This window comes from Bradyrhizobium sp., assembly GCF_019242285.1.
In the GTDB taxonomy this organism is placed as follows: domain Bacteria; phylum Pseudomonadota; class Alphaproteobacteria; order Rhizobiales; family Xanthobacteraceae; genus Bradyrhizobium.
Genome location: NZ_JAFAVV010000130.1, coordinates 1 through 4,022, shown reverse-complemented (window position 1 = coordinate 4,022; position 4,022 = coordinate 1). Strand labels below are relative to the sequence as shown.

The window sequence follows — 4,022 nt, the reverse complement described above, 5'->3', positions numbered from 1 at the left end:
GAAGCCCTAGAACAGTTCGGCATACTGGAGCTATCCACTATAGGGGTACACGCGGCACATCGACGGACCTTCTTGGATTTTCTGGACCAGTTGGTACAGAACGCCGCTACCCTCGAAAAGGACGTACATAGGGCGTTCGAGAGTAGTCTCTGGATGCCCGGACGGAAGTATTCGTTGTTGTCCTCGAATGTAACGTTGAAGAGCGTCATCGCCACCTATTGTGATTCCGAGTTTACGGGACCCCGTGCGTCTAAGAGGCCAGACCTTCTGCTCTCCCAGGACTACGGCGACAGCTATCTCCTGATCGAGTTCAAGCGCCCGTCGCACTCGATCACCCGCGATGACATCGCTCAAGCCGAAAAATATCGGGACGATCTGTCCCCACGGCTGTCGTCGACGTCCAAGATGGAAATCGTTCTGATCGGAAAGGGCAGGTCACCCGCGCTGGATGCGAACCGACTGCACGACACCATCGTTATCCAATCTTACGCCAGTATCATCTCGTCGGCCCGAACGGAATTGGACTGGCTGATCGCGTCGTTAGCATCACCTCAGATCGACGCGTCGCAGACGATGGCGCGTGGGTAATGCCGATCGCGCACGAAACGTGCACGTCTCCCGAGGGAATCAGGCGAGAGCAAGCATTCTTGTCCCTGATGTCCTCATCCTATGAAGGAGCAGCACCGACGACATATCCTTGTTCGTCAAAACTGACGCGCGTCCCGCGCGGAAAAGTCCGACCGGCGAGGACATGCTCTCGTGCCAGCACGGCCACCGCAAGGCGGCCATTCTTGTGAAAGTTCAACGCCCAATGCAGCTCTTCGCCACTGGCGCAGGGAATGCCGTCGATATCGCGATCGGCCGCCAAATGCAGAGAGCTGACGCGCTGGTTGGAATGAAACCACACCAGCGTTCCGCCCAGGCAAGGCAAGCCATCGACCTCCTGATCGGCGCCCAGTTTCACGTCATTGAGGCGCCCGTCCTCCTGTCCCCTGTAGTAACGAAAGAAAGAGTCTGCGCCGAACCATCGCGTACCGAACTGCCACTCGCGGGACAGCGTTGCGCCGATAAGGCCGCCCTCGCGACTGAACCAAGCCTCGCCTCGGCGGCACGGAACACCGGCAACCTCGATATCCTCCTTGAAGACGACAAACCAAGGCCGGCCATCCGCCCATCGTTTCGTAACCTCGTAGGCATCCGCCGGAAGCGTCCCTAGCACGCCCTTTGGCGCGGCGGCGCGAACGCTCGCCGCCACATCCGCAACAGAGCTCGGTGGCTTGCGCTTGCGCCGGACCTCGTTCGCCGCATTCGTCCGGAAATTCGCCGGCGCGTAGCCTGAGATCTCATGCCAGACCACGTTGATCGGCATGACCGGATCATACTTGGCTCCCACGAGATAGGGGTAGGGGTGCTCATGGTCTCTGCTGACGTCCCAGCGGCCATCAATGCGCGGCCGCAGAACTTCGCCGACATAGGCGACGAGGTGATCGTAGAGCTCCAGCGTCGCGCGCTCGCCGCCGATGTGCTCGACATATTCGGAAACGACATCGAGACTCCCATACGAGAAATCGAGAACGTCCGCGGTCTGCGACATCCGCGAACGAAGCTCCGCAACGAGCGTATCGATGTTGGAGATCAGCCGATCCTTCAGTGGTGAATAATAAGCCCAATGTCTGGAGGACCCCTGGCGTCCGTGCTTGATGTCCTCTTCGACCCTTGCGCACCAGCGCAGGAAGCGATGGAAGACATCGGCTGCATAGACGTCGCCCTTGCCTCCGAGGCCGGAGAGCTCGCCGAACACGAACAAGAAGCGCTCGCCCGGCAGTTCATAAACGCGCGATTGCGGCGACGAGCCGTGCAGCGCCGCCGCCATGTCCGGGCAAGGCCTCGCGCCGGACGCAATCAGCTCCTCGACCTGGCGCTTGGTCAGGCGACGTTCGTTGAGGGTCCTCCTGCGAGCCATCGGCGAGCACCTCGTATCCATTGGCCGAAAAAGCGTGTCAGTTGTTGGCGCCAAGTATGCAAGGGGTGTTGTCGGCGGCTCCCGTTCAGGCGCATGTCCAGGCGCCCCGTCGCATAACGCATTCATAATTATCTTTCGGACGCTTCTTCTCGTCAAACTTCTCAGGCCTTCTGCAGCGATCGTGATCGGGTCCGTCTTGTGCGGCCCGCAAAACGCCAGACTTTCCGGAGGACGGAGATGGGATTCAGCCTCAATCCGCTAAAGGACATCTCCAGCGCGCTGCAGGCGGGAGAACATCTCGCGAGCAAGGTGGTGGACGAAGGCGCCAAAGTCGTCGAGGACGGCGCCAAGGGGTTCGCCAGCGCGATGGAGGACGCGGCCAAGGTCGCCTCGCATATGTCGCTGTCGGACCTGGGCCATACTGCGCTCGACGTAGCCTCGTTTGTGCCGGGGCTTGGAACTGTGACCGGACTGGTCAATGCAGGTTGGTACGCCGCCGAGGGCGACTGGGGCAACGCAGCGCTGTCCGCTGCAACCGCGATTCCTATCGCCGGCGATTTCGTCGACGCGGCGAAGGTCGGCAAGGACGCCCTCACCATCGGCAAGGATGTTGAGAAGGGCGTGAAACTGGCCGAGGAGGCCGAGACCGCTGCGAGGGTCGCCAAGGACGGCAAGGACGTGGCCCAGGTAGGCGGCCATGCCACGGAACTCTCCAAAGGCGCCGAGGAGATCGAGCAAATCTTCCGCAGCGCCGGCAAGACGGCGACTGACAGCCAGGTCTCGCTGAAACAGCTGCGCATGGTGCTAGGGCGAGCCGGCGTGAGTCCAAGCCCCTACAGCCTCGTCAAGGTACCCACGGAGATCTCCCAGGAACTGGAGAAGGCAGGGGCGAAAGTATGGGGCTGGGTGTCCCGCGACGCCGCCGGTGCGCCAATCCGCGACGCGCGCGGCCGGCCGATCATCAATTTCACGGAGCGGGGCTTGTCGTCACTCGAGGAGAGCGTAAAAACCTTCGGCCACGAGGTGCAACATCTCAAGGACTTCGCCGCGGGCATCGTGACCGCAAGGGAAGCGGACGCCGAGCGCGCGGGCGAGCAGTTGTGGCGGATGATTTCCAAGCTGATCGGATGACGACAGGGATCATGTTGTGACAGGGAAGTGGATCGAGGCCGGCGGCGAATACCAGTTGCCCTGCATGAAGGCGGCTGGACGGGTGCTAAAGGGCGAACAGGTCATCTGCCCCAAATGCCACGGTGGCAATCTGCGCTATTATTTCCACGTCTTCAATAAGAGCCGGGGCGAGGGCACGGTCTGGGTATGGTGCCGCAATTGCCATATCACCTGTCACCTGCCGCGGGTTTCCCCGATGGGCCTGAAGCAGCAGGACCCTTTCGCCGATCTCGACATCGAGCAGTTCGCCAAGCTCGAGGCCGATCCGGCGATGCCGCTGCTGGACCGCCTTGACCGCCTGTGGGACGAGGGAAAACTGAGCTGAGCGGCCTCGCGCCGGACCGCGCTCTCCATTCGATGGGCATGGGGCTCCTTCGCTATTCGGCGAGCAAAGACCTGCTCAGTCGGACAAGATGGGGAGTTTCGCGAGGGCGGCTCTAAGGTTTTCTGCGTCCCAAGGAAGGTGTTCTGCGATGGTCAAGCCGACGATATCGATCACTTCAGCGCATTTGTTCAAGAGTGCGACGACCGTGTCGAAGTCCATTTGTCCAGTCGGAGAAGCCTTGAATTGCTCGGCCAAACCAGCGGGGTTGTTAAAAAGCTGCTCGCGAAATTTCTTCGGATCGAGAACGTCGAGATCGAAGTGAACCACGAGTTTGGACGCGCCCGTTGCTTTTATCCAGTCGGTAACTTCGGAAAAATTCTGGGTCAATTCGGACGGCGCAAACACGGTGGGTTTAAGTTCTTCGACGGCGCGGCGGCTACGCTCGGAGATTGTGCCTTTGTCGATGCCGACGTAAGCGAGCCGTTTTGTGGGAATCGGGTCTTTTGCGAAGGCTGCGAATTCGGCGTCACCTTTTCCAAGCAAATTCAGCATCGGATATCCGTG

The 4,022-nt window shown here is 60.5% G+C and carries 4 protein-coding genes and 1 pseudogene; 3 read left to right on the top strand and 2 right to left on the bottom strand.

What is annotated here, in order from left to right; genetic code table 11:
- A pseudogene (locus JOY90_RS04610) lies at positions 1 to 588 on the top strand (hypothetical protein); the annotation flags it as partial.
- Between the two features lie 79 nt (positions 589 to 667).
- On the opposite strand, the gene JOY90_RS04605 reads toward JOY90_RS04610, so the two are convergent.
- The gene (locus JOY90_RS04605; protein WP_291689971.1) at positions 668 to 1,873 is read right to left on the bottom strand and encodes a hypothetical protein; all 1,206 of its coding nucleotides are present in this window, start codon (positions 1,871 to 1,873) and stop codon (positions 668 to 670) included.
- A 327-nt stretch (positions 1,874 to 2,200) separates the two neighbouring features.
- Here JOY90_RS04605 and JOY90_RS04600 point away from each other — a divergent pair, with 327 nt between their 5' ends.
- Entirely contained in the window at positions 2,201 to 3,094 is an 894-nt protein-coding gene (locus JOY90_RS04600; RefSeq protein WP_291689970.1) for a hypothetical protein, read from the top strand.
- Positions 3,095 to 3,110: 16 nt separating this feature from the next.
- Positions 3,111 to 3,458, top strand: coding sequence for a hypothetical protein (locus tag JOY90_RS04595; protein WP_291689969.1), 348 nt, complete (start codon positions 3,111 to 3,113; stop codon positions 3,456 to 3,458).
- 75 nt (positions 3,459 to 3,533) lie between these two features.
- Here the strand turns inward: JOY90_RS04595 and JOY90_RS04590 are convergent.
- Positions 3,534 to 4,022, bottom strand: a 489-nt coding sequence (locus JOY90_RS04590) for an arginase family protein (protein ID WP_291689968.1), incomplete at its 5' end; no start/stop codon positions are given.